Source organism: Paenibacillus sp. FSL R7-0273 (genome assembly GCF_000758625.1).
Taxonomy (GTDB): Bacteria; Bacillota; Bacilli; order Paenibacillales; family Paenibacillaceae; genus Paenibacillus_AQ.
In genome coordinates this window covers 3,324,226-3,347,209 of sequence record NZ_CP009283.1, presented here as the reverse complement: position 1 = coordinate 3,347,209, position 22,984 = coordinate 3,324,226, and the positions used below count along the sequence as shown (strand labels likewise).

At 51.8% G+C, this 22,984-nt stretch carries 24 protein-coding genes; 3 read left to right on the top strand and 21 right to left on the bottom strand.

Annotated elements, in window-relative coordinates; genetic code table 11:
- Positions 1-7: 7 nt before the first annotated feature.
- Positions 8-577, bottom strand: coding sequence for a TetR/AcrR family transcriptional regulator (locus tag R70723_RS14415; protein ID WP_039872964.1), 570 nt, complete (start codon positions 575-577; stop codon positions 8-10).
- Positions 578-783: 206 nt separating this feature from the next.
- Here R70723_RS14415 and R70723_RS14410 point away from each other — a divergent pair, with 206 nt between their 5' ends.
- Positions 784-1,227 carry a DUF4395 domain-containing protein gene (locus tag R70723_RS14410; protein WP_039872962.1) on the top strand — a complete coding sequence of 148 codons (444 nt, stop codon included), beginning with the start codon at positions 784-786 and terminating at the stop codon, positions 1,225-1,227.
- A gap of 26 nt (positions 1,228-1,253) precedes the next feature.
- On the opposite strand, the gene R70723_RS14405 is transcribed toward R70723_RS14410, so the two are convergent.
- The 7 genes from R70723_RS14405 to R70723_RS14375 all read right to left on the bottom strand — a co-directional run bounded on the left by R70723_RS14405 (position 1,254) and on the right by R70723_RS14375 (position 6,994).
- On the bottom strand, positions 1,254-1,592 hold the full coding sequence (locus tag R70723_RS14405) for a DUF6054 family protein (RefSeq protein WP_039872961.1): 339 nt from the start codon (positions 1,590-1,592) through the stop codon (positions 1,254-1,256).
- A 49-nt stretch (positions 1,593-1,641) separates the two neighbouring features.
- Complete coding sequence (locus R70723_RS14400) at positions 1,642-2,178, bottom strand: hypothetical protein (RefSeq protein ID WP_039872959.1); 537 nt, start codon at positions 2,176-2,178, stop codon at positions 1,642-1,644.
- 101 nt (positions 2,179-2,279) lie between these two features.
- The gene (locus tag R70723_RS14395) at positions 2,280-3,263 is read right to left on the bottom strand and encodes an ROK family protein (RefSeq protein WP_039872957.1); all 984 of its coding nucleotides are present in this window, start codon (positions 3,261-3,263) and stop codon (positions 2,280-2,282) included.
- A gap of 189 nt (positions 3,264-3,452) precedes the next feature.
- Entirely contained in the window at positions 3,453-4,238 is a 786-nt protein-coding gene (locus R70723_RS14390) for an ABC transporter permease (protein ID WP_039872956.1), read from the bottom strand.
- Between the two features lie 4 nt (positions 4,239-4,242).
- Positions 4,243-5,037: an ABC transporter permease gene (locus tag R70723_RS14385; protein ID WP_039878769.1), complete on the bottom strand. Its 795-nt coding sequence runs from the start codon at positions 5,035-5,037 to the stop codon at positions 4,243-4,245.
- A gap of 43 nt (positions 5,038-5,080) precedes the next feature.
- On the bottom strand, positions 5,081-6,136 hold the full coding sequence (locus tag R70723_RS14380) for an ABC transporter ATP-binding protein (protein ID WP_039872955.1): 1,056 nt from the start codon (positions 6,134-6,136) through the stop codon (positions 5,081-5,083).
- Positions 6,137-6,211: 75 nt separating this feature from the next.
- On the bottom strand, positions 6,212-6,994 hold the full coding sequence (locus R70723_RS14375) for a GTP cyclohydrolase II (RefSeq protein WP_039872954.1): 783 nt from the start codon (positions 6,992-6,994) through the stop codon (positions 6,212-6,214).
- Between the two features lie 162 nt (positions 6,995-7,156).
- Here R70723_RS14375 and R70723_RS14370 point away from each other — a divergent pair, with 162 nt between their 5' ends.
- On the top strand, positions 7,157-7,483 hold the full coding sequence (locus R70723_RS14370; protein WP_039872953.1) for a catDE operon transcriptional regulator CatR: 327 nt from the start codon (positions 7,157-7,159) through the stop codon (positions 7,481-7,483).
- Between the two features lie 97 nt (positions 7,484-7,580).
- Here R70723_RS14370 and R70723_RS14365 read toward each other — a convergent pair whose 3' ends face one another.
- The 10 genes from R70723_RS14365 to R70723_RS14320 form a co-directional block, all read right to left on the bottom strand.
- The gene (locus R70723_RS14365; protein ID WP_039872952.1) at positions 7,581-8,465 is read right to left on the bottom strand and encodes an ABC transporter permease; all 885 of its coding nucleotides are present in this window, start codon (positions 8,463-8,465) and stop codon (positions 7,581-7,583) included.
- The gene (locus R70723_RS14360; RefSeq protein WP_039872951.1) at positions 8,462-9,442 is read right to left on the bottom strand and encodes an ABC transporter ATP-binding protein; all 981 of its coding nucleotides are present in this window, start codon (positions 9,440-9,442) and stop codon (positions 8,462-8,464) included. The genes R70723_RS14365 and R70723_RS14360 overlap by 4 nt, the downstream gene beginning before the upstream one ends.
- Entirely contained in the window at positions 9,439-10,569 is a 1,131-nt protein-coding gene (locus R70723_RS14355) for a hypothetical protein (protein ID WP_039872949.1), read from the bottom strand. Before R70723_RS14355 ends, R70723_RS14360 begins: the two co-directional genes overlap by 4 nt.
- Before the next feature lie 39 nt (positions 10,570-10,608).
- Complete coding sequence (locus R70723_RS14350; RefSeq protein WP_039872948.1) at positions 10,609-11,130, bottom strand: sigma-70 family RNA polymerase sigma factor; 522 nt, start codon at positions 11,128-11,130, stop codon at positions 10,609-10,611.
- Positions 11,131-11,353: 223 nt separating this feature from the next.
- On the bottom strand, positions 11,354-11,668 hold the full coding sequence (locus R70723_RS14345) for a hypothetical protein (RefSeq protein ID WP_039872947.1): 315 nt from the start codon (positions 11,666-11,668) through the stop codon (positions 11,354-11,356).
- Between the two features lie 135 nt (positions 11,669-11,803).
- Positions 11,804-13,258, bottom strand: a complete 1,455-nt coding sequence (gene nagE, locus R70723_RS14340) for an N-acetylglucosamine-specific PTS transporter subunit IIBC (RefSeq protein WP_039872946.1) — start codon at positions 13,256-13,258, stop codon at positions 11,804-11,806.
- 47 nt (positions 13,259-13,305) lie between these two features.
- The gene (locus R70723_RS14335; RefSeq protein ID WP_047171127.1) at positions 13,306-13,812 is read right to left on the bottom strand and encodes a PTS sugar transporter subunit IIA; all 507 of its coding nucleotides are present in this window, start codon (positions 13,810-13,812) and stop codon (positions 13,306-13,308) included.
- A gap of 22 nt (positions 13,813-13,834) precedes the next feature.
- Positions 13,835-14,701 (bottom strand): PRD domain-containing protein, encoded by an 867-nt coding sequence (locus R70723_RS14330; protein WP_039872945.1) that lies wholly within the window; start codon positions 14,699-14,701, stop codon positions 13,835-13,837.
- Positions 14,702-14,906: 205 nt separating this feature from the next.
- Positions 14,907-17,669, bottom strand: a complete 2,763-nt coding sequence (locus R70723_RS14325) for a CHASE3 domain-containing protein (protein WP_231574887.1) — start codon at positions 17,667-17,669, stop codon at positions 14,907-14,909.
- A 129-nt stretch (positions 17,670-17,798) separates the two neighbouring features.
- Positions 17,799-18,182, bottom strand: coding sequence for a DivIVA domain-containing protein (locus R70723_RS14320; RefSeq protein ID WP_039872944.1), 384 nt, complete (start codon positions 18,180-18,182; stop codon positions 17,799-17,801).
- 188 nt (positions 18,183-18,370) lie between these two features.
- Here R70723_RS14320 and R70723_RS14315 point away from each other — a divergent pair, with 188 nt between their 5' ends.
- The gene (locus R70723_RS14315; RefSeq protein ID WP_039872943.1) at positions 18,371-18,934 is read left to right on the top strand and encodes a TraR/DksA C4-type zinc finger protein; all 564 of its coding nucleotides are present in this window, start codon (positions 18,371-18,373) and stop codon (positions 18,932-18,934) included.
- 28 nt (positions 18,935-18,962) lie between these two features.
- Here R70723_RS14315 and R70723_RS14310 read toward each other — a convergent pair whose 3' ends face one another.
- The 3 genes from R70723_RS14310 to hrpB all read right to left on the bottom strand — a co-directional run bounded on the left by R70723_RS14310 (position 18,963) and on the right by hrpB (position 22,951).
- Positions 18,963-19,322: a replication termination protein gene (locus tag R70723_RS14310; RefSeq protein ID WP_039872942.1), complete on the bottom strand. Its 360-nt coding sequence runs from the start codon at positions 19,320-19,322 to the stop codon at positions 18,963-18,965.
- Between the two features lie 380 nt (positions 19,323-19,702).
- Positions 19,703-20,362: a general stress protein gene (locus R70723_RS14305; protein WP_076418248.1), complete on the bottom strand. Its 660-nt coding sequence runs from the start codon at positions 20,360-20,362 to the stop codon at positions 19,703-19,705.
- Between the two features lie 93 nt (positions 20,363-20,455).
- Positions 20,456-22,951, bottom strand: a complete 2,496-nt coding sequence (gene hrpB / locus R70723_RS14300; RefSeq protein ID WP_039872941.1) for an ATP-dependent helicase HrpB — start codon at positions 22,949-22,951, stop codon at positions 20,456-20,458.
- Positions 22,952-22,984: the final 33 nt, after the last annotated feature.

Below are 22,984 nucleotides of genomic sequence, written 5' to 3'. Positions count from 1 at the left end.
CTGTTTGTTAACCCAGTATGGCCGGAATAACCTGTACCGCGGCAAGCAGCGGCTGTGTGCTTTTGTAAGTCAGGGCCTGAAGCAGCGCACCTTCGTACAGCGAAACGATAACAGAAGCCTTGTCAGAGGCAAGCTGTGCATCAACGCCTTCTTTCAGCAGACTGTGCATGATAACATCCTGCCAGTCCTTAAAGACTGCCTGACAGGCTGAGCGCAGCTCGTCACTGACACAGGAGGTTTCAACGGCGACCCAGAAGCTGAACGGAACGAAGCCTTCAAATGAGGTTTCCTCCGCCTTTCTGGCCACTTCCAGTATGAAATCCTGTATCATGGCGGTTGTACTCGACTGTGTCTCTGCATAATGACTAAGCAGCTGGGCAACAAATTCACTTGTCCGGCTGATACAGGTCAAAGCCAGCTCCTCTTTGCCGCGGGGAAAGTAATAATAAAGCGATCCCTTGGGTGAGTCACTGTCTTTAATAATCTGATTCAGGCCGGTCGCGTGATAGCCTTGTGTAAAAAACAATTTTGAAGCGGTATCCACAATCGCCTCACGCGTATTGTGCTTGTTCGACAAGCTCAACACTTCCTTTACCTTTTATAACAATCGGTCTATATAATAAAACCACAATATTTAATAATATGTCAACAGTAAAATAATTCAATTTTAAGATTTAACACTGCTTTTACATACCTTCCGCTTGTTCTTGAATGTTTTTTATTGCCAGCCAATAGGAGATCCAGTATAATTTTATTATTCCAATCTGAAAGGTGTGTTATTGAGTGGCAGAACGTCTCAAGCCGAAGAATATTCCCAGACCCTTAGTCAAAACCAATCAGGCCTTTATTGTGGTCACTGTACTGCTCTCCTGGTTAACAGGGGCTCATTGGATTCTGGCATTGCCTTTGGCAGCCGGTATTTCCGGACTTGTGTTCGGCTATAATCCGGTCATCAAGCTGGCTGGACTATTTCTCCGCCAAGAGCGCTCCTCCTATCTTCAGGAAGACTGGGATCAGCAGCAGTTCAATCAGAGCATAGCGGTCTTCTGCCTGGCGGCAGGGCTTATCAGTTACCTTGCTGGCTGGACAATTGCAGCCGTCATCTTTACAACTCTTGTAGCCACTGCCGCAACAGTCGCCCTTTTTGGCTTTTGCATCGGCTGCTTTATCCATTATCAATGGAAAATGTATACGTATAGACGCAAGCAGGCAGCATCGCACGAATGAACCGTGCCCATGCTGCCTGTTTTTTGTTATTCAATTGTATATTCAGACAGAATCTTGGCGACGGATGAAGCGAAGCTTCGACCTGCGCCCCAGTCTACTTTAAAGATCATACTATTCGAGCTTCCTGCTGAGATCAGCCGGATGTTACATACTCCCTGCAGATTATCCGCAATAATCACCATTGCCGCCTGATTACCGGAACGGAGAAAATAACGTTCATATACGAGCGTTCCAATCATCCGGCCTTCACCAACGTTGTTCAGCTCTTCGTGCAGCAGCTCCGCCCCCGTACCCATACCATCCTTTATCAGAGCCATAGCAACAGCCGGGTTTACTTTTACATTAAATTGAAATTTATCCGCCACTTCTGATCACTCTCCCCAAAAGTAATCTGGTTATGGACTGCCCGGCACGCTACTCCTCCCGCACTGCCCCGGTAACATCCCAGCGGTGGCTGTATTTCGCAAGCCGCGGGTGAGCCTGCTGCGGCTCTGCCGACACAATCAGGCGCAGCTTGACAATCCACTCCTCAAAAGAAGAATACGAGGCAAACTGATTGGCTGTTTCAGGTGTCAGATACAAAAAATACGGCGGCGGATACACATCGCTGATATGGCGGAGTGCCGTATCGAGCGGAGTGTATTTTTTCCGTTTGCCTTCTAGCGTCTCGATGGTGATAAATTTTCGGCCCTGGTCTCTTTTCCATTCATGCAGCCGGTCTTCACGCTTGTAGTAGGATTGAACCGGCTCTTTGCTCATCCGTCTCACCGTTTCCTCATGCAGCGGATACAGCACCAGCTTGGCAAATTTACGTTCTAACGCTGTGTGAGCCGCCATTTCAAGCTCCTGGTCTGTAATATGCTCAAACGAATCGTAGAAAATCAAAGTCCCTTTGCGTTCTCTGGCCGGCGGCTCATAGCCGTAAGGCACATGCTGAATGTCCCGTTTCATGGTTACCCTCCTGCATATTCGTTGCCTATAGCATAACATGCCGGGCCCTTGATTCAAAAAAGGACAGTTCCAAAATTCCCCTCCGGCACTTTATCTAAATGCTATCTGTTTGAAACCTGATTACCCATCCGCTGCTGCGCATACGCCGCAGCACCTAAAGTACCCGCCCGGCTGCCCAGCTCTGCCTGTACAATTTCACAGCTGCCGCCGGACAGTTTCAAGGCATGAGTATTCACGGTATTCCTAACAGTGCTAAGCAGCCGGTCCCCGGCCGCAGCCATACCGCCGCCGATGATAATTCGCTCCGGGTTGAGCAGATTAATCACATTAGCCAGCCCGAAGCCCAGCAGCTCGCCCGTCTCATGCATAACCTCTACAGCCAGCGGGTCATGAAGGTCATACGCCTCAGACATCATTTTAGCCGTAATAGCCGTTTCGTCACCGCTCGTCCACTCCTGGATGATACTGTCTCTGCCGGCCGTCAGCTTTTCCTTGAAGGTATTCACCATGCCCACAGCGGAGACGTAGCGCCCCAGACAGCCTGAGCTGCCGCAGCGGCAGGGCCGCCCTTGTCTGTACATGTTCATATGCCCGATTTCACCGGCGCTGAACGTTGTGCCATACAGCACCTTGCCGTCATGGACGATGCCGGAACCAAGGCCTGTCCCCAGCGTCAGCAGCACCAGATTGCTGCAATCCCGTCCGGCTCCATGCAGCCACTCCCCGTACAGGTTCACCCGCACATCATTATCGATAAAGACAGGAAAGCTGTAATGCTGCTTCATTTCATTTACTATATGTACCTGCTCCCAGCCGGGGAAGTTCGGGGAGAAGACGGACAGACCTTCATACGGGTCCAGCAGACCCGGTATCCCCATGCCCATACAGGCAATCTCCTGGAGAGGAATGCCTTTCTCGATGATCAGCATATTCACTGCCAGCCTGATTCTTTCAAGGACATGACCCGGCCCGTTTGCCGCTTCTGTCAGGATAGATACTTCCCTGACCGCTATAAACTCCGCATCGTACAGACCGGCCTTGATATTGGTTCCGCCCAAATCAACACCTATGATATAACTGCTCATCTCTGCTCAACCCGCCTTTTATCAAAAATAATGATCTATCCAGCACACTCTTTATTATGGGCATTAACAGGAGCAGCGGTTAGTATTATTATCGCATCCGGGTAGTATTATTTGATGGTGTTAGCAGACTTGTACACGCAAAAACAGACGGATGATCGCTCACCCGCCTGCTAACTTTACTTGTGTATTTTAGGAGCCGGCGCCTTTATACCGTCTGACCCCATAATTCCAGCTTAAAAGCCCGATAGTGAGGAACACAGCCCCGACAACCGGTGTCAGAATAGCCATCCCTCTCATCTCATCCCGCTGCAGGAACAGGGCTGCCGGATAGATACCCACAAAAGCAAACGGGATAATCCACGTAAGCAGCACCTGAATGGCCCGGTTATAGATCGTTACCGGATAACGCCCGTAGTTCTGGATATTGTACATCAGAGGAAGAATACCGGTCGGTGCATCGGAATAGAACGACAAGGATGTCAGAGCCGTATAAATCCCGGTATATATCGCGACCGCACTAAGCGTAAGCACAAGCAGCGCCGGAATGGTCCACCACTCAAACGGCAGGCCCAGATTTGCCCCGCTGATCGCCATAATGACCAGTCCAATGAAGGAGCCGATCAGGGACGGCGGATCTACATTTTCCAGAAGAATCTGAAACAGGTTATGTGCCGGACGGGTCAGAACACGGTCCATTTCGCCTTTGACGATGTAGCGCTCACTGAAGTTCCACATATTCACGAAGCAGCTGAATACACCGTAAGGGACCATAAAGAAGCCGTAGACAAACACCACTTCATTCTGATTCCATCCGCCCAGACTTTCCGTGTGCATAAAAATAACCATGATAAAGATAAAGTTCGTAGCCTGGAACAGCAGATCCGAGATAACCTCTACCCAGAAATCAGCGCGGTAGGTTAAACGGGTTTTCATGTAATTTTTGAGATATTCCCATAACAAGCCTAAATGATACATCTGTTTAGCCCCCCTGCACGAACAGCCGCTTACGCGCCGCATGATAAAGCCAGACAATCGGAATCAGCAGCACCAGGAACCAGAAGACCTGGATGCCCAGCACATTCCAAATGCCTACCCCTTGAACGCGGCCCGTAAAGACGGAGCCCGGAAGGTATGTAATCGCCTGAAACGGCAATACATTCAGCACAGACGACAGCCAGCCCGGAAACAGGCTGATCGGAACAATCAAGCCGGAGAACAGGTCAACAATAACCCGCTTCATCCGCATAACACCTTCATTATTTTCCACAAAAAAAGCGCTCAGCCCGGTGATTACATTAATCTGCGAACTGATCAGGAAGCTGAAAAAGAGCATAACCAGGAACCCTGCCCACGCGGCCGGCTCTGTTGGAAGCTGCACAGGAAACAGCAGGATTGCAACGATCATCCCCGGAATCATCAGCATCAGGAAGCGGAACAGGCCTTCGCCAAGACCCTGCATCATTTTGACCAGCACATAGTTATACGGTCGGATGAACTGGATCGCAATGCTCCCGTCACGGATGTCTGATGAAATTTCCCGGTCCAGATTGTTAAAATAAAAGGCTCGCGCCATCCAGGAAACGGCAACATAGGTCGTCATCTGCGCGCTGGTAAAGCCGCCTAAGGATTCTCCTCCGCCGTAAATAGCCTTCCAGGTAAAATAATTGACTCCGATATTCAGGGTATAAATAAGGATACCTGAGTAATAGTTAACGCGGTAAGCAAGCATGGTCAAAAACCGGATGCGGATAAAATCGAAATAAGCGCCGAGCAGCAGCAGCCTGCCGTTCTCCTGCGGACCGCCAGCCTGTAGAGATTTAGACATGCGCCGCCTCTTTCTCTTCCTGCAGTGCCGCTATCTTGTCCTCCGGTTTGTCTGCAGAGCCGGACTGATAGATGCTTCGTACAATCTCATCCGTATTGGTCTCGATGATTTTGATGTCGGTAATATCCGCCTGCCCCACCACACGGGCCAGCACATCGGACACATTCAGCTCCAGCGGAATCCACACATTGGCACCCAGCTCGTTCTCGGCGGTCCATGTAACAGGCATTCCATCGGTCCACTGTACAAGCTGGGCCAGTTTAGTAGACGTGCCGAACTGGAACTGCACCTCACGTCCGGTTCCCCAGCGCTGCTTCAGTTCCTCAAGTCCGCCGTCATAAATAATCCGCCCGTCGTCCAGCATGATCACCCGTGAGCAAAGAGCTTCAATGTCCTGCAAATCATGGGTTGTCAGCAGAATCGTTGTGCCGTGCTCGCGGTTCATATCCTTGAGAAAATCGCGGATTTCCGATTTCACGACGATATCCAGACCAATGGTCGGCTCGTCCAGAAACAGGATGGACGGGTTATGCAGCAGCGCCGCTACCAGCTCACAGCGCATCCGCTGGCCGAGACTCAACTTGCGGACCGGACGGTTCAGCAACTCCTGCAGCTCCAGGCGCTCAACGAGCTCGTCCAGCCGCTTTTTGAAATCATGCTCGGAGACTCTGTACACCTTGCGCAGCAGCTGAAAGGACTCGATAACGCCGATGTCCCACCACAGCTGACTGCGCTGGCCGAATACAACCCCGATGTTCTGTACGAACTTTTCCCGCTCCATATAGGGGACGAAGCCACCTACAGAGACATTGCCGGAAGTCGGAACAAGAATTCCCGTAAGCATCTTGATCGTTGTTGATTTGCCCGCCCCGTTCTCCCCGATGTAGCCGCAGATTTCGCCTTCGGGTATGGTGAAGGAAATATCCTTTACCGCAGTAACTTCTGAATACTGCCGTTTAAACAAATCAGCGAAGGCCCCTTTGAGGCCCTCGCGGTTTTTTTGGACTTTGAAGGTTTTGCGCAAGTCCTGCACTTCAATTGCGTTCATAGAGTACCTCGCTAAGCTATAAGTTGGGTTCAGTTCTCCATTATAATGTACAGAGCGGAAAAGAACTACCCCTCATTATTTAGCCACTCTGCCGTCAAAAAAATCAGCGGTCTTCACAGCCTCGAGATGGCCGGAACGGGCAACCTTGGTCCGCAGATATTTTTCGTTAAATACAGACACATCACCCCACAGCGGAATCCGCTTCCCGGTATTCATTCCGGCAGCCTTCAGCGCTTCAAGCTTTTTCGGATTATTTGTAATCAGGGTGACCGGCTTGCTGCGCAGGTGCTGGAGCACGCTGATGGCGTCGCTGTAGTCTCTGGAATCATCTACAAAGCCCAGCTCAAGGTTAGCCTCTACTGTATCATAGCCCTCTTCCTGCAGAATGTAGGCCATCGCCTTGCTGAACAGCCCGATACCTCTGCCTTCATGGTTGGCCAGATAGAACAGCGCCCCTGAACCATGCTGCGATATCATCTTCATCGACTGTCGCAGCTGGAAGCCGCAGTCGCAGCGCTTGCTGCCGAAGATATCTCCGGTATGGCAGATACTGTGCATCCGGATCAGAGCCTCGTCCGATTCTTCAAAATCACCATAGACCAGCACACTGGACTGCTGCGCATCAGCCAGCTTCAGTGAAGACAGCCGGGAAATCAGCAGCTCTGTGGCTTCCTTCGTATCGCCCTGCTGTAAATCTTCGTCAGCCGCATTAAGCCAGCTGTACCACTTAAAGGTAACTGTTTCTCCGTCCAGATTGACGGGAAGGGTAATCGGTCCGACCAGAATGTTTGTATTGTCATTGTTAGTAATCCACTTGATTTTATTCTGCAATATAGAAATGATATCCGGTTTAATCATGAGTGCACCGTCCTAAATTTTAATAATTAAAATTCTCTTTAGTAACTATTTGTAAGTTAGTTTATCATTGTAATATAAGTTCGTCAAGTTATAATATATATTTAAATATTTATAATTACTTATTGTAAGTTTATGATATAATGAATGCAGAGGTGAACAAAAATGAATGACTTTGAGATGTGTCCCCGCTTTGAAAAAGCAGTAGATGTGCTCAGCAAACGCTGGGTTGCACTGATTGTATTTGTACTGATGCAGGGCCCCCGGCGGTTTGGTGAAATCGAAGGCTGCCTGTCGAATCTCAGCGGCAAGGTATTATCCGACCGGCTAAAGGAAATGGAGAACGAAGGCATTATTCAGCGGACTGTATATCCTGAAATGCCGGTGCGTATTGAGTATTCCCTGACCGCCAAAGGCACTGCCCTCGCTCCTATTCTGGGTGAGATCAGCAGCTGGTCCTCCGAATGGATTGAGCTTGGAGTGAAGCAGTGAGCCGCGCCCAGCAAGCAAATAAGCGCCCTTTTTGAACCGGATTCCGGCTCAAAAGGGCGCTTATTTGTATATTCATGCCAGTTAAGGCCGGACATTCTTATAAATCCCTCCGCTGAAAGCGCAAAAGTCCGGCGATCAGTGCGGCAAGGGTGTATCCGACGGTATAGATAATGAAGGTATCCGACGGACCCGTCCCCCCGCTAAGCATACTAAAGCCGCCGCTTGTTAAATCTACCATACCGCTGAGTTCCTTGATGCTAAGCAGTTCTGTTGTCATTCTGCGCTGTAAGCTGTCTGCAGGCATAGCCATAGAGATGAGCCCGGTCAAATTATTAAGCATGGCCAATCCGTCAGGCTCAAGCCTTAGGGACCCGCTGAGCTTATTCAGCATGCCCCCTAGCCAGCCTGCACCATAAAGCATCGTCATGAAGACACCATTGCCAAGTGCAGAAAAAATGCCTGAACCCAGCATTGTAAGGCTGACCAATAACGGAACGACAGACACAAACAGCAGAAAGGCTGCGATCAGCGCCTCAGGGTCCTGCGGAATTGCCGCATGGAACCGTGTAATCAGCAGGATTGCAATGAACAGCATACCTGCATAGATAACCCCAAGCGATACATATCCAAGCCAGCGGCCAACGTACCATTTCCAGCGCGGCAGCGGACGTGGCAGCATCGCCTGCATAATTCCTTGCTCCGCCTCTCCGGATACAGCTGCAAAGGAACTGAATATAGCCAGAAAAGCAATGACAAAGGAACCGAAGAAAAAGCCGAGCATCAGGATAAAAGCCCCGTTTGTAAACCGGGCAATCATGGTGCTGAAGCTGTTCACTCCGTTCCCGGCCAAAACATCGTTTTTACCTATCGTCTGTGCCACAAACCAGAAAGCCAACAGGAATACGACAGTCATGAGCAGGGTTAGCAGCATTACTTTTTTACGGAGCAATTCCTTCCAGGTCATGCCGGCAATGATCCTCATTCCTTCTCCCCCCTGTGACTGAGGCCTGATACCGCATCCATAAACCAGCCTTCAAGACGTTCCCTTTTGCGAGTTGCTTCATATAAAATCATTCCCTGCTCAATAATCAGCGCATTCAGCCAGCCGGCCTGCTCCTCATTATCCAGCTCTGCTTCCAGCCAGACAACACTGTTGTCCTCCGGTAATGCAGCCGAATCTGCAGCCTCCTGCTTCGCCGTTTCATGAAGCTGAAAGCCTGTCTGCTCATTCAGCCAGGATAACAAAAAAGGCGAGCAGCCCCCGACTTTAAAAAGCCATGTGCTTCGCTTACTGAGCAAATCTGATGCTGTACCATGACGCAGGATTACACCATCATTCAGCAGTGCTATCCTGTCACAGAGTGCCTCTACATCTCCTAGAAGATGTGAGTTGAGAAAAATCGTAACCCCCTGCGCCTTCAGCCGCTCCAGAATGCCGCGCACCTCTGCCCGTCCTACCGGATCAAGTGCTGACGAAGGCTCATCCAGAAAAACAAGCTGCGGCTTATTTATCAGCGCACAGGCCAAGCCAAGCCGCTGCTGCATTCCCTTGGAATAATGCTTGACGCGGTCCTTGCCGCGATGTCCAAGCCCGACCTCCTCCAGCAGCTCGGGTATTCTCCGCCTGGCAGCCGCCTTATCCATCCGGCACAATCTTGCATGCAGCTCCAGCACCTCTACGCCTGTCAGCCATTCCTGATACCGGTACAGCTCCGGTAAATAGCCGATGCATGCTTTTGCCTCCATGGACCCGATCCTGTGCCCGAAAATACTCGCTTGTCCGCTTGTAGGAGAAATGAGGCCTACCAGCATTTTCACAAAGGTGCTTTTACCGGCCCCGTTGGGACCGAGGAAGCCGAAGGCTTCCCCTTTTCCCACAGTTATGGTTACATCCCGGCAGCCGCGTCCATTCCCGTACTCTTTGGACAATAACTGCGTGTCAATTGCCGTTTCCCTCATTCAGTAATCAGCTCCTGCAGCTTAGCGATAAATTCATCTTTATCCGGGTATACGCTGCCGCCGGATAGTTCAAACATCTGTCCCTCATGAACCCAGGTTGCATTAAAAACAGGCCCTTGGCTATAATCATGCTGCTGCAGAATTACTGATGTATCAGCTACCGTTATCTCCTTAGCGAAATCCCCTTTAATCAGCGGCATTGGAATTTCACCGGCGAGTACCCGGCTATGCTGCAGGCTCGTCTTCCAGTGATCAGGCAGAACCGGTAAATTCAGTACAGCCTGCAGTGCTTCGTCCACCTCAATCGACGGGTCCACAGCAATACTCGGGGTATTCATCTGGGACAGGCTGGCCCACTTGCCGTCTGCTGTGGACAGATCATAAATTACAGTCTCAGGCAGATGAAGGGTGATAGGCTTGCCGTCAACCGATTCTGGCAGGAGCTGTTCTGCTCCCAGCCGCTTGAGTGCGTCATTGAGCGCATCTACCTTGAGCGTCATTGTTGCATCACGGGATTCCGTCACTTGAACAGAATGAATGCCTTCCTGCATAGCCGAACTTATAGCAGGATACCCGACAACAGACTGCAGCTCATCCACTAAAATCTTATTATGGAAGGTGCCGTAAGAAGTCGTAAAGCTGCCGAACTTGTTCTCAGCTTCACTTACCGTTCCCCCTTCATTAATCTGATAGAACAGTTCGCGAATATCGCTTTCATTTATAACTGTAACCTCCTGCATCCTGAACTGATTGAGGATCGCCGCCATTGCCGTATTTCCGACAGGGGTAGCCAGAACCACAGCAATAAGAGTAGCTGCGGCAGCGGATGCAGCCCATTTACGGCTGCGGGTCATCCGCTTTTTGCGGCGGGAAGAAGCTTTTGACGTCTTGCCAGCTGCTGTAGCCGGAGCCGGACGGTCCGGCAGTCCGCCGGTATCAGCAAAGACAGAGCTGCTTATTCCCCGGCCGGCTTCTACGTCTTCAGCTTTGTATGGCCCGGCCTGGCCCCAGCTGTCCCATACCGGATTCACCGGTTCTTCAGCCAGCAGCTTCTGCATTTTCGACCAGGCTGCATCTGCAGATTCTGATCCGGATTTATTGGAATTCTTGATCTCAGGGTTCGTCATTTTTATTCCTCCTAGATAATAGCTTGTTTGCCCATATCCTTATTCCGTCTGGGGCAGTGCGTCTGCCGCCTGCTGCTTCAGCTTTTGGGTGGCCCGGCTCAAAAGAGTACCGACGACCGGCGGCCTCACTCCCAGCTTCCCGGCAATTTCCGCATAGCTGTAGCCTGAGTAGCGTAGCAGTAGTGCCTGGCGGTCCCGGTCCGGCAGCTCGTCAAGCCACTGGCGGACATCCTCCTGCTCCAGCTTGCTGAGCACCGCTTCCTCGCCTGACGGCGGCGCGGTTTCTGTATCATAGAAAATCTCCTGCCGGGCCTGCAGCAGCCTCTCTCTTGCTTTTTTGTTCAGATAATCGTAGCCGGTCCGGGTAAGCACCCTATGCAGCCATGCACCAAGCGCCTGCGGATCATCCGGCGGGTTACGGTACAGCTTAAGAAAAACCTCCTGCGCCAGATCATCTGCTGCGGTATCATCACGGACCAGAGCAGCCAGCTTACGCCGTACTGCCGGATAATGCTCATAGAACACTTGTTTAAACTTATCTGTTGATTCCGGAATATCCATTGTTGTATTTCCTCCTTATCAGCTGCAGCTATAAGTAAGACGGTAGCCGGGACAATTTTATATCACTAATCACAAAAATATTTTATCAGTATTGATCAGCAACGCAAAAAAGCAGCCTCCTAAACATTAGGAAGCCGCCTCAGAAGAGCCATCAAACTGCACATGATCATGTAAAGTATCCCCATAAATGCAATCTGCAAGGTCTGAATATATATATACAGGTTTATCTGATCTTGATATAACGTCCCTGAATCTGCTTGGCCAGTGTAATCCGCTCCAGCTTCAGCTCCCAGATTTGTTCCTTCAACCGGTAGCTGTCCCCCGCAGTCTCATTCTCCTTAAGCTTGTCAAACAGCTCCAGCAGCTTAAGATTAATATCATCAAACCGGCTCCACAGCTCATGTACATTCTCTTCTGCAGCATCTGACTCACGCACTGTACTAATATTCTTTAAATGCTCTATGATGTCAGCCTGCCACTGTCCATCGTTAATTGCCTTGGCGTAATTTAGCAGATCCAGATAATCATCGACTGACATGGTTACCGACTCCTTAATCCTTTTATACCAAGTATTATACTCGGTATTATAGATATTGCAAGTGCTGAACCAAAAAAACAGGGCCGGATTAAGAATCCGCCCTGCTCTAATGCTTTTTAATGACCGTTTAAGCTCTTACATCAGCTTTTTAATATCATCCTTAATCTGCTCGGATTGCGGACCGAAGACAATTTGTACTGCACCCTGCCCGAGCCGCATAACTCCGGAAGCCCCAAGCTGCTTAAGTGCGGCATCCTTAACTGCCTTGTCATCAGCCACATTCAGCCGCAGCCGGGTGATACAGGCATCAATTGAACGGATGTTGGACGGCCCGCCGATGTTCTCCAGAATTTTCGCGGCTCTGGACGATGCGGATACATTGCCTTTTCCAGCTGCAATGACCTGTCGATCATCTTCTATATCATCTTCGCGCCCCGGTGTCTTAAGGTTGAACTTCACGATAATGAAGCGGAATAACACATAATAGAGTACAAAGAAGGCAAGCCCTACAGGAATCAGAATCCAGGCATTGGTGGACTGCTTCATATTGACCAGATAATCGATCAGACCGGCGGAGAAGCCGAAACCGAGCTTCACATCGAGCACATACATCAGAAGTCCGGCAAGACCGGTCAATACAGCATGCACAACATACAGCACTGGTGCAACGAACATGAACGAGAATTCAAGCGGCTCGGTAATCCCTGTAAGGAAGGATGCGATTGCCGAACCGATAAAGATGGAAGCAACCAATTTACGCTTATCCGGCTTGGCTGTATGAATGAAGGCTAAAGCCGCACCCGGAAGGGCGAACATCATAATCGGGAAAAAGCCTGTCATAAACATTCCGGCTGTTTTATCTCCGGCAAAGAAGCGGGTAAGGTCACCGTGTACGATTTCACCGGCTGCATTGGTAAAGTCACCGATCTGGAACCAGGCAATTGTGTTAATGACATGATGCAATCCGATAGGAATCAGCAGCCGGTTTGCAGTACCGAAGACAAAAGCACCAAGTGCTCCGAGGCTGACTACCCAGTTACCGAAATCACTGATGACATCCTGGACCGGACTCCAGATCATTCCGATGAACACAGCAAGCACCATCATGGAAGCCGCAGTAATAATCGGTACAAACCGCTTGCCTGCGAAGAAGCCGAGCCAGTCAGGCATTTTGACATTATGGTATTTCTTATACAGGAACGCTGCCCAGGCACCGGCAAAAATCCCGCCCAGCACGCCCATGTTCAATACGACATCATCATTAATGAAGGAGAACTGCAGAGGGACAATAGCCAGCACCTTGGTAAGGACCATATAGGCAATCAATGCCGATAGTGCAGCTACAGCATCACCGGCAAAGCCGATTGCAACCCCGATTGCAAAGATGAGCGCCAGATTCCCGAAGATTGCACCCGCACCGGCGTTCAGGAAGGGGGCTACATACTGGTTCAGAAACCCTCCGACCACACTGCCAAACGGCAGATCCTTTTCATAATTTATCAGCCCGAACCCCTGCAGAATCGCAGCCGCCGGCATGGTAGCAACCGGAAGCATCAAAGACTTGCCTAACTTTTGTAGAAAAGCCAACATAATACCATCATCCCCTTAGATCATAGTTGGTACTGCTCTATATACCGTTACTGTACTGCTACTTTCAGGATCAGGTCTTTCCCTGCTGTAACCTGACCGTACAGGCACTCTACTGCCGGCGGTGTCTCCGCCATGCTGGTCACAATCACCGGAGAAATCGTTGCAAGTCCGGCTGCACGTATCGCTTCAAGATCAAACTCGATTAACAATTGTCCGGCTTTTACATTGTCGCCCGCAGCAGTATGGCTCTGAAAGCCGCTGCCCTTCAGGCTGACTGTATCAATGCCGATATGTAGCAGCAACTGCAGCCCGGAAGCGTGTTCAATAATCAGTGCATGGCCGGATTTCACGATATGGGCAATCTTTCCGTCAAAAGGTGCAAACAGCTTGCCTTCTGCAGGCTCAATCGCAATCCCGGTGCCCATATGTCCGCCTGCAAAGGTATCATCCGGCACCTGACCCAGGTCAACTGCCTGCCCGCTTAACGGGGCGTTAATTTCTATGAACTGCACAGTACGCTGCTCTTCTTTTTTGGATTTCCATCTGGAGAACATCCGCACCACTCCTCTCATGCTGCTATTTGTTTTTGTCTATGGTCTGAAACAGCCGGTGCAAATGCATTGCCAGGAAGCACAGCTCCTCTTCCGGAACCTGAACCTCCAGCCTGTTCTGGATTACCTTGCCCAGCTTCTGAGCCAGCTTGTATTCCGCTTTGTATTCCTTCTTGATATGCTTTACAAAGGGATTGTCAATTAGTGAGCCCTGCAGAATACGTTCCAGTGAGAACCGAAGGTGGATCATCAGCCGCACATGATTCATGCTGCCGTGCTCAAAGGTGATTTTCTGCTCCGTCCGGATCTGCTCCAGCAGCTCATTGACCATATTCGATACCTTCACCAGCTGTCCGACCGGTACATTACTTACCGCTGAGTAGACATGATAAGTCAGAAAGCCGACTTCATCCTCCGGAATCTGTACATTGAATTCGGCACTGATTTTATCCGCTGCCCTGAAAGCGATCTCAAATTCCTTGGGGAACGTCATTTTAGTTTCCTGCAAAAAGGGATTGATGATATCCATACCGCTGCGCAGACGGTAGATGGTAAATTGGATGTGGCTCGGGAGCGCCAAATAGATTTTGTCGTTTAACTTGCCGGGAAACTGATTGGTGATATCTCCGATGATCTCATCCGTAATCTTCATTACTTTTGGATCGATATCTTCAAGTAAAATCTGATACTGGCTCCATTCCTCCCTGTCTTCCAGGCGGAACAGCTTTTCAATCCGTTGATCACCCGCATCAATTACTCCGGTGTCCTTCACAGCAAAGCCGATGCCTTTGCCGATAATGACATACTCCTTGCCGTTTTTGCTTCCCTGAACCATCACAACATTGTTTCCGATCACCCGCAGCACTTGAAACTGTTCGATTTCCCGCGACAAGTTCTCCCTCCTTCCCTTAAGCTTCAGAAATTTGGCAACAAAAAAAGCCAAGAACCGTCTCATATAAAAATGAAGACAATCCTTGGCTCATGCCCTTAATAGGTAACACGCCGTTTGTTATAAATGATCATTTATGAGCCTATCATAAATCATAGCTAAATTTTCGTCAATGGTAATTTTAGAAAAGTCAAGTTTTGCCCGGCTGCTACCTGAGCGGCGGTCCGATCAGCCTGCACATCCGTGTAACGACATCCTGAAGCACCACTGGTTTGCTGATAAAATCACTGGCCCCGGCAGCAAGACACTTCTCCCTGTCTTCCTTCATGGTTTTCGCCGATACGGCGATAATCGGGAGCTCCCGCAGCAGCAGCTCCTCACGGATAATGGAAAGGGTGTCATAGCCGTCCAGGTTCGGCATCATGATATCCAGCAGTACGATATCAAGCTCAGGCTGTTCCCGGACAATCTGCAGGCACTCATAGCCGTTCTGGGCTGTAAGAATGTTCATTCCATAAGGGACAAACCCGCTCTCAAGCGCATAGATATTGCGCAGATCATCATCTACGATCAGCACGGTCCGGCCATGCAGCTTTTCATATTCCTTTTGGAACAGCATACTGTCATTGAGAGCCTGCTCCTCCAGATAGTCTGGCGGTTCATTCCGCTCTATTGTGGCCGCCGCCGGATACCATGATCCAAGCGGGATCTGGGCAAGATCCGACTCCTCCTGCAGATACGGGAGATACAAGGTAAAGGTGCTTCCCTTCCCTTCTTGGCTCTCCAGGGTGATATAACCGCCCAGCAGCTTGGCCAGCTGAAGAGAAATCGATAAGCCGAGTCCTGTTCCGCCGAATTTACGCGCCGTAGTGCCATCAGCCTGCCTGAAGGCTTCAAAGATGAGCTCACGGTTAGCTTCTGAGATCCCGATCCCGCTGTCGGTGACGGCAAAGGCCAGCATCTGCTCAGGAGCAGTTCCCGGCTCAGCGGGCTGATAATCAGTACAGCTGATCTCTACGCGGACAAATCCTTCCTCAGTGAACTTAAAGGCGTTCGATAACAAATTACGCAGAATCTGGTGCAGCCGCAGCTCATCTGTGAAGAACAGATCAGGCACATTATCACCTAGACGGATTGAAAAATCCAGGTGCTGCTGTTCGGCCGTCTTATCAAAATATCCGGTAAGCAGCGCCGGAAGCTCAGTAAGATTGACCGCATCCATCTCTACCAGCATTTTACCGGCTTCTACTTTGGAGAGATCCAGGATATCGTTAATCATCGTCAGCAGCTCGCTGCCGGAGGAATGGATAACAGAAGCATACTCAAGCTCTTCCCCGGTAAGGGTATTGTTGCGGTTCTCAACCAGCAGCTGTGAAAGGATCAGCATACTGTTAAGCGGAGTCCGCAGCTCATGGGACATGTTGGCGAGAAATTCGCTTTTGTAGCGTGAGCTCAGCTCCAGCTGCTTGTTGTATTTATCCAGCTCCACTGCCGCATTTTCAGCTACCGATTTCTGATTCTCCAGCTCCCTGTTCAGATCCATCAGTTCACTGGTATGGTTCTGCAGCTCTTCTGTCTGCACCTGCAGCTCTTCAGACTGAACCTGAAGCTCCTCGGACTGGACCTGAAGCTCTTCATTCAATGCCTGGGAGTCCTGATACAATGACTGTATTTCCATACGTGTGATAAGGGAATTAAGGGATACCCCCAATGCCTTGAGCAGCTCGTACAATAATTCCACATGATGGGCCGGCCATTTCGTTAAAGAGGCAAATTCAACCACCGCCAGTGTCTTGTTCTCAAAAACAACCGGGGCAATGACCGCAAATTTTGGCGCAGTCCGTCCTAGTGCGGAATTGATGCTGATATAATCCTCCGGCAGATCTCCCGTAAACATTACCACCCTGTCCAAGGCGCACTGTCCTACAAGCCCTTCACCAAGACGGATGCTTACCGCCCCGTAAGGTGTCTCGGCATCTATGCTCCCGGCGTAGGAGTACATCCGTTTGTAGACGTCCCTGTTGCTCTCTTCCTCATTATCCAGGGTATAAATCGCCCCGTACTGGATTTCAAAGGTGGTTGCCAGCTTGTTCATAAAGGTCCTGCTCATAACAGAAAGGTCCGTAGTTTCCTGCAAAATAATAGAGGTTGATGCAAGCTGCTCCGCACACCACTGATCCACCTGCACCTTGTCGAGCAGGCCGTTGGTCGCTTCACCGAGATCAAAGACCTCATCCATCGTTTTGACCTTGATCCGCTCGGACATATTCCCGCCGTTAGCAATGCTGTTGATCGCTTGAATCACATGCTGCAGCGGCTTCACAATGCTCACCGATAGCAGATAGGTAATGAGCAGCGCCAATAGGGCAACCATTGCCCACAAGATATACATCGTAGTAATCAGCTTCTGATTGCTGTCCTTAAGCTTGTCAATACGATTGTTCGTCAGCTGGCGCTCGTTATCCCGGAAATAATCCGACTGGGCGCGGATGGAATCCACCACCGCTTTACCGGAGTCATTCTGAAAATACAGTGCGACCTCATCATCCCGGCCGCGCTGCTTCAGCTGAACAACATAATTTCCCGCTTCAGCAATCCATTTTTCAATATCCTGTTTGATGCTTTCGAGATTTTCGAGCTGATACGGATTATCTGTTATAAGAGCTTTGAGCTTGGAGTAATTCACAGCCCACTCGGACAGTCCGGTGTTATACGGCTCCAGATAGCTTGAATCTCCCGTGAGCGAGAAGCCTCTTTGTCCGGTTTCCATATCGAGTACGTTTTTTTCAATACGGTATGTAAGCTCGTGTACTTCAATATCATGATCGCTTAAATAGACTGTTTCCTTCTCCAGGTCGGTAATTCTGCTGGAGACGATAACAAGAAACAAACCCAGCATAACTAGAATTACGGCATAGCCAAGCGCAATTCTACCGCGTATTTTCAAGCTCTTAGGCTGCTTAATAAGCACGGATACAACCTCCATCTGGCCGGATATAGTGGACTCTATATACATGTATGAATGAAAACAGCGTCAAACAAGTCCTTTGCCTGCTGACGCTAGTATGAAAGAACAGGCATTACCGTAGGAGCCTGTTCTTTAGATATATTTTTCCGTGCGGGGTATTCTGTCCTTCAGCTGGCGCAGGTTGCCCTCCATTCTGACCACAATCTCTTCAAGCTCCAGCGGATCGATCCCCCGGATTACCGGTGCCGGGGCAGCAGCCGTCTTCGCCTGCTCTTTCAGATCACGCAGCTCCAGCTGCTGCTCCTGCCATTTATCCATCAAATCAGCTATGGTTGCGTAGAAGCGTTCATAATCCTTGATTACACTATCCAGAAAAGTGTCCACCTCTTCAGCATCATATCCGCGAAGCTTCATGCTGAATTCCTTCTCATGTATCGTGAGTGCATCAAGTGTAATTCCAAGCTGGCTGAACAGCTTTCTTTGTTTATCTAGTCTGCGTTTCATATGTTCGTCCATTGTTGTGACCTCCAAGCGTTGTCTATGTTCTGTTGGCAGTAATCATTATATCAGGCTGAAAGCGGTCTGAAAATATCACTAAAGTTGCAGTTTCTGGTTGCACAATCCCTCTGATTGCCTGTCCGGTGAATAGGGTAAGGATGATTACGGCAATAAAACCACTCTCTATGCAGAAAGGAAGATGAACGATGAGCCACTTAACCGATGCACAGCTTGATTCACTCAAGGCATCCCTGGAGGAGCGCAGACAGGAGCTGGAGCAGCATTTTACAGATAATGGTGAAGAAAACAGCCTGCTTGGCGACTCGCTCCGGGAATCTACCGGTGAGCTTTCCACCGTCGATAACCACCCTGCAGATTCAGGCACCGAAACCTTTGAACGAAGCCGGGATCTCGGGATCAACAACGCGCTCAGAGATGAGCTGAACGATATTGAAGCCGCCCTGCAGCGGATGGAAGACGGTACCTACGGAATTTGTGTAATCAGTAAAGAAGAAATTCCGTATGAGCGGCTTGAGGCGATCCCCTTTACACCTTATGCGGTTAATCATGTGCCGGAACGCCAGCCTGCGGATGAACGCCCCGTTGAAGAAGAGGTCATGACCCCTCCGCCTGCCGGGGCCGGACAGGGCCGGCAGGAGCACAGCGGCCGGTTCGATGACGCCGATGCCTGGGATTCCGTTGAGGATTACGGGAGCGCGAGCTCTCCGGTCACACCGCCGGGCCAGGACAAGGAAGAACAGGATTCCTGAGCTGAAGCTGGAAATCTATAAATAGAAGCTAGTAATTATCTGCGACCGCTTTGTTTAGGATACCTAGGCAGCGGTCCAGATCTGTTTTTACCTGTTTTTTGTACAGCCTGGCCTTTTCTTCCCCGTCTGCAGTAAAGTGATACAGGACAATCTCCTGGAAGTCGACCTTTGGATCATTCCCCTTAAGCTGCTTGGTCCGGTACAGGATTCCCTGCTGTACAAGCTCATGCAGAGCACGATATACCTCACTCTGGGGCGGGGAATACCCGTGGGCTTTGAAATCCCTCCGCAGGTCCTCCAGCATCTGATAGCCGTACCCCTTATGCTGTTCTACCAATGTAATCAGGTACACCTTGATAAAAGCCCGCTGGGCAATCATGAATGCCATTGTATCCCTCCTGATGATTATCCATATGACTCTAGTATAATGCCTGTTTACCATATTTCACAATCTGAATCCGGCGCTGCACTGATCTGTGCCCTGTCCGCCCTCCTTTTTCGTCTTTTGGTGGTTTAAGGGAGCAGAATGGGCGGGATATTTGCTGTGTATCTGGGGAGCTGGATTTTATGGCTTTATTATTGTGAATTTTTCATATGTTTAAATATTGTAAATTGAGGCATATTTCCGCTTGTATGCCTGATTTACATTTCAGCAGCACAAAAAAGACTGCATCCCCGGCTGTTGAGGCCGGAAATGCAGTCTTGAAGCTGTGTTGTATTTGGTTATGCACAGGTCAGTTAGCGTTGTTTCGAATGACTTGACATTAATTATAAACGGTCACGGTTGTAAAGATCCGGGTCGCGGTCGGCATTCATCGATCCCCGGTTCCCCCTCGTGTTCCCTACTGTCGTGTCTTCCAGAGTAAGGTCAGGGTTAGCGGTTCCTCTGTCTGCCAGTCTGTCTCCGGCTGTATCGGCATTATAAAGGGTGTCGTAACGGCTGGCGTTCAAGGAACGGTTGCCGCGGAAGACATCATGAATGGAATTTCCTCTTCCGTTGTCATCGACCAGGACAAGGATTTTCCCGTTGTCGACGTAACCCTCATACTCGCGCGCCTCTTCCTCCGGAATACCAAGTCCGATCAGGCCGCCGACCAGGCCCCCTGCGCCTGCACCGATAGCCGCTCCGGTCAGCGTAGCTACGATAGGCCCTGCAGCGAGAATAGGTCCGATACCCGGTATAGCCAAGGCACCTATTCCGGCAAGCAGCCCGGCCACCCCGCCGACTACACCGCCCGTTGCCGCCCCGGTTGCCACACCTTCCGGCGCCATCGTTCCTGTATCTTCAGAAATGCTCTGTAATTCATCACGGTCTCTGGTAATAATGGAGATTTCGTCGTTGCTGATCCCCCGGTTCTGCAGATCCTCAATTGCTCTGGTCGCTTCTTGTTCCGTATCAAAGATTCCTACGATTTTTTTGGTAGTCACTTGAAGCCCTCCTTCGTAATTGTCGTTCGCAGTATTATTACCCCAATAACGTTCTGTCAAACAGGGCGGGGCAGGAGGATCGTCTGCTAGTGATTATTTATTGCCGGGCCGTGTCCGGCTTGTGGGTATGGCCTGCAGCGGATCATCCGGCCAGTAATGCTTCGGATAACGTCCCTTCAGATCCTTCTTCACCTCAAAATAGGTAGACCGCCAGAAGCTGCCCAGATCTGCCGTCACCTGCATCGGCCGTCTGGCCGGTGACAGCAAATGCAGCAGCACGGGGACCTTGCCCATCCCGATCCGCGGCGTATCCGCCTGTCCGAACATTTCCTGCAGCCTTACCGCCAGGACGGGGGCTCCGGTATTCCCGTAGTCAAGCGGCACCCGCGACCCGCTCGGCACCGTGAGATGCGTCGGTGCTTCACGGTCCAGCGTCTGACGGCTGTTCCAGTCCAGCATGCCCTCCAGCGCCCTGGCCAGCGGCAGCCGCTGCAGCTCGCGCAGATTGCGTATACCCTGCAGATAAGGGCGAAGCCAGCTGTCCAGCGTACCCAGCAGAGCCTCCTCCGATACATCCGGCCAGTCACTGCGGACCGCCTGCATGAAGGCCATCCGCTGACGCAGCTGAACCGTGTTTTTCTCCCAGGGCAGGATATCCAGTCCTTCCGCAGCAATGACGGACAGCAGCACATCCTCAATCTCGTCAGAGGACGGACGTTCGTGTGTCGTCTCCTTCAGTACCAGTGCACCGAACATCGTCCGGCGGGAGGCCTTGACGCTGCCGCTGTCCTTATCCCAATAGACACCCCGTTCCTCGGTGAGGCCGTCTGCATGGTGCTGCAGCAGCGCTGCTTCAGCAAGCTCCGCAGCGAGCAGAATCCGGCCCTGCCCGGCGCGGTCATCCACGCCGGCGGCAACGATGTAAGGCGAGCGGGCCAGCGGCTGCCCCTCGCGCATGGCCGCCCCCCGGCCGCCGGAGAGCAGAAACGCGCCTTCGCCGCGTTTCTGCCCCACCCGGTCGGGGTAGGCAAACGACAGCAGCAGGCCGGTGGCGCCGCTGTCCTGCGGCACTGCCTCCGGCGCCAGCTGCAGCTGCGCCAGGAGACTGCGGCTCTCGCGCTGCACCGCGCGCAAGACCGCCGGGTCCGCGCTCCCGCTGCTGCCGGAGCGCTCAAACGCAAGCAGCGCCTCCACGCGGAGCGTGATGTCGCTGCCCTGATCCGCGGGACCCTTGAACAGGTCCCGCTCCTGCAGCAGCGCCGCCAGCCGGCAGGCGAGCGGCGCTTCGCCAAGCGCCGCCGCGCGCAGCAGCATATGCGCGGCGCGCGGGTGTGCGCCAAGCGCGGCCATGCTGCGGCCGTGCGGCGTTATGGCGCCGCCGGCGTCAAGCGCGCCGAGCTGGCGCAGCAGCGCCGTGCCCTGCGCGTAAGGCGCAGCAGGCGGCGGGTCCAGCCAGGGCAGCGCGGCGGGGTCGCGCACGCCCCACAGCGCCAGCTCCAGGGCGAGCTGCGCCAGGTCGGCCTCCAGCATTTCCGGCACGTTATCGTCCGGAAGCCGCGCGTGCTCCTCACTGCTCCAGAGCCTGTAGCAGACGCCGGGTGCCGTCCGGCCTGCCCGGCCGCGCCGCTGGTCAGCCGATGCCTTGGATACAGGCACCGTTGTAAGCCGCGGCATGCCGGTCCGCGGCGAGAACACCTGCGTACGCCGGAGCCCGGTATCAATCACCGTACGTACGCCTTCAATCGTCAAGCTGGTCTCGGCGATTGAGGTCGCCAGCACAACCTTGCGCTCGCCGGGCACTGCGGCAGCTACAGCAGCATCCTGCATCGCCTGCGGGAGCTGTCCGTACAGCGGCCGGATTACGGTGCCTGACGGCAGGCTACCGCTCTCCAGCTCGCGCTGCGTCCGCCGGATCTCCCGCTCTCCCGGGAGAAATACCAGGCAATCTCCCGGCTGCTCCGCCAGCGCGCGGCGAACAGCCTGGGCCGCGGACTGTTCAAGCAAGGCATTATTCCCTGAGGGGGCATAGATGGTTTCAACCGGGAAGGTCCGTCCCGGACAATTCACCACCGCAGCCCCGCCAAGCAGGGCGGATACCCGCTCAGCATCCAGTGTAGCGGACATAATCAGAATCCGCAGATCATCGCGCAGTACAGACTGCGCCTCAAGCACGAGGGCCAGCCCCAGATCGGCGTGCAGGCTCCGCTCATGGAATTCGTCAAAAATCACCAGCCCGACACCGCTTAGCTCCGGGTCACTTTGCAGCATCCGTGTCAGAACACCCTCAGTAACCACGGTAATCCGAGTCTGCCTGCTTACCTTGCTGTCCATCCGCATCCGGTAGCCGACCGTCTGTCCTACCTGCTCACCCAGGCAAGCTGCCATATAGACAGCGGCTGAGCGTGCCGCCAGCCTTCTTGGCTCCAGCATCAGTATCGTTTTACCTGTCATCCACGGCTCGTCCAGAAAGGCCGGCGGTGTCCCCGTCGTTTTCCCCGCACCGGGCTCGGCAATCAGCACAGCGGCTGTGCTGCTGCTGAGTATTTTTTTCAGGTCAGGAAGCACCTGCATTATCGGAAGCTGTTTCATCGTTGTCTCCATTACTGTTACTGTTTATAGTTC

Bases quoted from the DNA above. Each gene is read 5' to 3' on its own strand.
- R70723_RS14390 (WP_039872956.1), bottom strand. From the start codon at position 4,238: ATGTATCATTTAGGCTTGTTATGGGAATATCTCAAAAATTACATGAAA.
- R70723_RS14310 (WP_039872942.1), bottom strand. From the start codon at position 19,322: ATGGCATTCATGATTGCCCAGCGGGCTTTTATCAAGGTGTACCTGATT.
- R70723_RS14395 (WP_039872957.1), bottom strand. From the start codon at position 3,263: ATGAGCAGTTATATCATAGGTGTTGATTTGGGCGGAACCAATATCAAG.
- hrpB (WP_039872941.1), bottom strand. From the start codon at position 22,951: ATGAAACAGCTTCCGATAATGCAGGTGCTTCCTGACCTGAAAAAAATA.
- R70723_RS14365 (WP_039872952.1), bottom strand. From the start codon at position 8,465: ATGAGGATCATTGCCGGCATGACCTGGAAGGAATTGCTCCGTAAAAAA.
- R70723_RS14315 (WP_039872943.1), top strand. From the start codon at position 18,371: ATGAGCCACTTAACCGATGCACAGCTTGATTCACTCAAGGCATCCCTG.
- R70723_RS14370 (WP_039872953.1), top strand. From the start codon at position 7,157: ATGAATGACTTTGAGATGTGTCCCCGCTTTGAAAAAGCAGTAGATGTG.
- R70723_RS14345 (WP_039872947.1), bottom strand. From the start codon at position 11,668: ATGTCAGTCGATGATTATCTGGATCTGCTAAATTACGCCAAGGCAATT.
- nagE (WP_039872946.1), bottom strand. From the start codon at position 13,258: ATGTTGGCTTTTCTACAAAAGTTAGGCAAGTCTTTGATGCTTCCGGTT.
- R70723_RS14400 (WP_039872959.1), bottom strand. From the start codon at position 2,178: ATGAAACGGGACATTCAGCATGTGCCTTACGGCTATGAGCCGCCGGCC.
- R70723_RS14380 (WP_039872955.1), bottom strand. From the start codon at position 6,136: ATGAACGCAATTGAAGTGCAGGACTTGCGCAAAACCTTCAAAGTCCAA.
- R70723_RS14375 (WP_039872954.1), bottom strand. From the start codon at position 6,994: ATGATTAAACCGGATATCATTTCTATATTGCAGAATAAAATCAAGTGG.
- R70723_RS14360 (WP_039872951.1), bottom strand. From the start codon at position 9,442: ATGAGGGAAACGGCAATTGACACGCAGTTATTGTCCAAAGAGTACGGG.
- R70723_RS14335 (WP_047171127.1), bottom strand. From the start codon at position 13,812: ATGTTCTCCAGATGGAAATCCAAAAAAGAAGAGCAGCGTACTGTGCAG.
- R70723_RS14320 (WP_039872944.1), bottom strand. From the start codon at position 18,182: ATGGACGAACATATGAAACGCAGACTAGATAAACAAAGAAAGCTGTTC.
- R70723_RS14355 (WP_039872949.1), bottom strand. From the start codon at position 10,569: ATGACGAACCCTGAGATCAAGAATTCCAATAAATCCGGATCAGAATCT.
- R70723_RS14350 (WP_039872948.1), bottom strand. From the start codon at position 11,130: ATGGATATTCCGGAATCAACAGATAAGTTTAAACAAGTGTTCTATGAG.